The organism is Bacteroides caecigallinarum (assembly GCF_016901995.1).
Taxonomy (GTDB): domain Bacteria; phylum Bacteroidota; class Bacteroidia; order Bacteroidales; family Bacteroidaceae; genus Phocaeicola; species Phocaeicola cellulolyticus.
The window spans coordinates 1-4,384 of the sequence record NZ_JACJLE010000099.1 but is presented as its reverse complement, the minus strand read 5'-3'; the positions used below and the strand labels follow the sequence as shown (position 1 = coordinate 4,384).

Annotated in this window: 3 protein-coding genes; 2 read left to right on the top strand and 1 reads right to left on the bottom strand. The window is 43.0% G+C overall.

The features are described 5' to 3' along the window. Positions 1-546: 546 nt before the first annotated feature. Entirely contained in the window at positions 547-1,854 is a 1,308-nt protein-coding gene (locus H6A61_RS14970; RefSeq protein WP_204394697.1) for an anaerobic C4-dicarboxylate transporter family protein, read from the top strand. A 264-nt stretch (positions 1,855-2,118) separates the two neighbouring features. After that, the gene (ilvA, locus tag H6A61_RS14965; protein ID WP_154042545.1) at positions 2,119-3,315 is read left to right on the top strand and encodes a threonine ammonia-lyase; all 1,197 of its coding nucleotides are present in this window, start codon (positions 2,119-2,121) and stop codon (positions 3,313-3,315) included. Positions 3,316-3,400: 85 nt separating this feature from the next. Here the strand turns inward: ilvA and H6A61_RS14960 are convergent, their stop codons facing one another. After that, positions 3,401-4,213 carry a Cof-type HAD-IIB family hydrolase gene (locus H6A61_RS14960; protein WP_154042546.1) on the bottom strand — a complete coding sequence of 271 codons (813 nt, stop codon included), beginning with the start codon at positions 4,211-4,213 and terminating at the stop codon, positions 3,401-3,403. Between the last annotated feature and the right edge of the window lie 171 nt (positions 4,214-4,384).

Here is a 4,384-nt window from a genome sequence, read left to right as displayed (position 1 = left end):
AGAAATCGTCGAATATCTTCAACATTTTCAGAGACAAGTCGAAATTTTTAATAGACAATCTATGCCGGCTTTACCAGTTTTAATCATACGGGGTTTACTGAATGCTTACAGTATGAATATGTTTTAAACCTGTTTAAAACCTTTTGTAAAGCGTTCTAACAGCTTCTAAACGGCGTTTAAATGCTATTTAAATGCTGTTTAAAATAGTAAAGCCGGTCATCCGGAAATTCCGAACAACCGGCTCATTTTAAAGTAGAGAATGTATGAAAAAACTAATCTTAAAAAATTGAAGTAGTCTGTATATTTTGAAATCGAAGTTTAGTTGGTTCGTTATTTAATTTATCTTCATTTCTTTGTCTCTTTCACTGGTATAACGCAGGTTTATGCCAAAACCCCTATGTGAAGAAAAAATATTTTTCAGGATAGTGGTATTAAATATATTGCAAAAACGGAATTCTTTGTCTATTTTTGGCAAAGTCATAATCGATTGATTAAAATACCTTGTTTACTGTTTTTCACTTGCTAAACTTGATTAAATAAACTTATATGTTATTTCAGTTACTGATTGTTTTGATTGCAATAATTATTGGTGCCAGGCTGGGAGGTATCGGCTTGGGAGTGATGGGTGGTATAGGTCTGGCCTTTCTGATATTTGTGTTTGGCCTTCAGCCTACGGCTCCTCCCATCGACGTAATGCTGATGATTGTGGCGGTTATTTCTGCGGCATCGTGTATGCAGGCAGCCGGTGGGTTGGACTATATGGTAAAGTTGGCCGAGAAGGTTCTGCGTAAAAATCCTTCGCATGTCACTATCTTGAGTCCGATTGTGACTTATCTCTTTACTTTCATTGCCGGTACAGGACATGTGGCTTATTCTGTTCTTCCTGTGATAGCAGAAGTGGCGCGTGAGACCAAGATTCGTCCGGAACGTCCGTTGGGTATAGCTGTCATAGCTTCGCAGCAGGCCATTACTGCCAGTCCTATTTCGGCGGCTACGGTGGCATTGTTGGGACTTTTGCCTGGTGTGACGCTTTTTGACATTATGGTTATTACGGTGCCGGCTACTCTGGTTGGTGTACTGGTAGGGGCGTTCTGTTCGATGAAAGTAGGTAAGGAACTGCTGGATGATCCTGAGTACCAACGTAGGGTGAAAGAGGGCCTTATCTGTGATGATGGCGTTAAGACTGCTGATGTGGCTAATGCGAATAAGGCTAAATGGTCTGTTATCATATTCTTGATGGCCACTTTGCTGATTGTGCTTTTCGGTTCTATCAGCGAGTTGCGTCCTACGTTTATGGTAGAAGGAAAGGCGGTGATGATGGATATGCCGGCTATCATCGAAATCCTGATGCTGAGTGCAGCTGCACTGATTCTGCTCTTTTTGCGTATTGATGGTATCGAGGCTGTAAAAGGCAGTGTTTTTCCTGCAGGTATGCAGGCGGTGATTGCTATCTTCGGTATTGCCTGGATGGGTGATACTTTTATTAAAGGTAACATAGGGCAACTTACCGGGTCTATTGAAAGCATTGTACAGAGTATGCCATGGCTGTTTGGGCTGGCTTTGTTTGTCATGTCTATTCTTCTTTACAGTCAGGCGGCTACTGTGCGTGCTATTGTTCCGTTAGGTTTGGCGTTGGGCATCTCGCCGTATCTTCTTATTGCAATGTTTCCTGCTGTAAACGGATATTTCTTTATTCCGAACTATCCTACTGTAGTGGCTGCCATAAACTTTGACCGTACCGGTACCACGGGCATCGGAAAGTATGTGTTGAACCATTCGTTCATGATGCCGGGTCTGGTGGCTACGGGGGTAGCTATTACTACTGGTATGCTGCTTGTTTCTGTCTTTTTCTGATAAGTGTCTGTATAGTAAAGCCGGTCATTCGGGAAATCCGAATAACCGGCTTATTTTTAAGTAGAGAATGTATGAAAAAACTAACTTTAAATGATTAAAGTAGTCTATCGGTATAACCAGATATATGGAAAAACCTCTATATGGTGAAGAAAAAAATATCGGTTATGACAATTGTATGATAAAAAGAAGTATTTTTGCGCCCGAAATGATAAAGTGATAGGTAAAAAGTAATAAACTAGACAAAAGATTAAAAAAATAGTTCTTATGATAACATTAGACAGTATTTACAGGGCTTCGTTTGCTCTAAAGGATATAATAAGAAGAACAGATCTTATATATGCACCTCAGATAAATCCGGAAAGCCAGATATATCTTAAACCGGAAAATCTGCAATATACGGGTTCTTTCAAACTGAGGGGTGCTTGCTATAAAATAGCTTGTCTGACTGAAGAGGAGAAAAAGAAGGGGGTGATAGCATGCTCGGCGGGAAACCATGCTCAGGGTGTTGCTCTAGGTGCTACTAAGAATGGTATAGACTCGCTGATATGTCTGCCAGCAGGAGCTCCGATATCAAAGGTTGAGGCTACGAAGAGATATGGTGCGAAGGTTTGTCTTGTGCCGGGAGTGTATGATGACGCTTATCAGAAAGCTCTTGAACTGAAGGAGGAGAAGGGATATACGTTTATTCATCCGTTTGACGATGAGTATGTGATAGCCGGGCAGGGTACTATCGGTCTGGAACTGCTGAACCAGTTGCCTGATGTGGAGGCTGTAATTGTTCCTATTGGCGGTGGAGGTCTTATTTCAGGCGTGGCGTATGCTTTGAAGTCTTTGAAGCCGGATGTAAAGGTTTACGGTGTACAGGCTCAGGGGGCGGCAAGTATGCTGCGCTCTATAGAAAAGGCGCATCGTGAGTGTCTGCCTTCTGTTTCGACTGTGGCTGACGGTATAGCGGTGAAGGAACCGGGAGAACATACGTTTGAGATCTGCAGCAAGTATGTTGACGGGATAGTGACTGTGACTGAGGATGAGATTTGTGCCGCCATTCTTGCATTGATGGAGCAGCAGAAACTTATCGCCGAAGGGGCGGGAGCTGTAGCTGTGGCGGCTGCGATGTTTAACAAGGTGCCTGTGGCTGGAAAGAAAACCATTTGTGTGGTGTCGGGAGGAAATATTGATGTTACTATCCTGAGCCGTGTAATCAATAGGGGTCTGGATATGTCGGGACGTACTTATACCGTGACACTTGACTTGCACGACAAACCGGGTGAACTGAAGGGAGTGGCGGAAATTATTGCAAATCTTGGAGGAAATATCATTTCAGTGCTTCATGAGAGAAACAACAATACAAGCAATGTTACTGCATGTTTCCTGCGTCTTGTGATGGAGACACGTAATGCAGAGCATATCGAGCTGATAAGAAGTGCCTTGCAGGAAGCTGGGTATTCTATTGTGGGATAAATGAATATTGGTAATACTGACATGAGCCGGCTATTCGTAAAAATCGAATGACCGGCTCATGTGTTATAATAAGGGGTTGTGAATATTATTCTTCACTCATGAATTTTTCAATGGCATATGCGGCACCGTCTTCTTCATTGGTGAGTGTGATGAAGTCTGCATTGTCTTTCACTACCTGCTGTGCATTGCCCATGGCTACACCCATGCCTGCGTATTTAATCATTGACAGGTCGTTGAAACCGTCGCCTATGGCTATCATCTCGTCTTTGGTCATGCCGAGTTCTTTAAGCAGTACGGCAAGTGACTGTGCCTTGTCTATTCCTTTAGGAACGAGTTCGAGGAAATATGGCTCGGAACGGAATACTCCCATGCGGTCTTTAAGATGTTCGTACATCTCTTTTTCAAGTTCGGCAAGGCGGGTCGGTTCGCCAACGATAAGGCATTTTGCTATCGGGTGTTTTACGGCCTCCAGGAAGTTGTCAACCTTCTTTATCTTCATTACATTGAGGATGGCTTCCTTCAGGACATATTCATCGTCGGGATGTTCGGTGAGGACGTACTCGCCATCGTATGTCACAATTGCGAAATTGTTGTCTTTGGCGCACTGGTAAAGATAGGGGAGGACATCGTGGTCGAGAAGATTCTTATACATGAGTTCGCCTGTTTTCCAGTCGATTATTTCGCCGCCGTTGTATGCCAGAATATAACCTTCGTATTTTGACAGTTGAAGTTTTTCTGCCAGAGGCGCTATGCCGTAGGTGGGGCGTCCTGAGGCAAGTACTATCTTGATTCCTTTCTCCTGGGCGCGAAGCAGGACTTCAAGTGTGTGAGGGGTTATTTCTTTTTTTGTGTTGGTGAGTGTACCGTCAAGGTCTAAAACGATGATTTTGTATTTCATAAAATGTTATTTGGTGTTTTGTTATAATGCTGATGCAAAGGTACTAAATTTGAGGCTAAAACAAAAAAAGAGGGTGTGTCAAAATGCATGCCCTCTTTTTTTTATGACAAAGCCTCGACTTTCCCAAGCCGAGGCTTTGTTATGTCCTAAAGATTTTGTATCTTTAAGCAT